We start from the raw sequence: 307 nt of genomic DNA, 5'->3' as shown, positions 1-307 counted from the left end.
ATACAGAGACTGGAATCCGATCTAGGAGTTCAGCTGATTGAACGGGGCAAGAAAATAAAGTTAACTGAAGCGGGCAGGATGTTTTACGAGCAAAGTCTGCATATTGTAAAAGATATGGAGCAATTGCAGGAAAATATGGAGAACCTGCAAAAGGGAACCGCAGGCGACATTCGCATAGGGGTGACTGAACCGACCGCCAGTTACCGACTACCTGAAATTTTAAAGCGATTCTTAAAACATTATCCTTACATTCGGATTTCTGTTGAGTTTGGGAATACCCCTACATTAAGCGAGCGTATTCTCAAAG

At 43.0% G+C, this 307-nt stretch carries 1 protein-coding gene; it reads left to right on the top strand.

The features are described from left to right. Positions 1–307 (top strand): LysR family transcriptional regulator (locus tag A372_RS0100185; RefSeq protein WP_019418896.1); only part of this gene is annotated, 307 nt, incomplete at both ends.

Source organism: Paenibacillus sp. OSY-SE (genome assembly GCF_000283315.1).
Taxonomy (GTDB): Bacteria; Bacillota; Bacilli; order Paenibacillales; family Paenibacillaceae; genus Paenibacillus_B; species Paenibacillus_B profundus.
The sequence above is the reverse complement of the archived record's forward strand: the minus strand, read 5'-3'. Positions and strand labels throughout refer to the sequence as shown.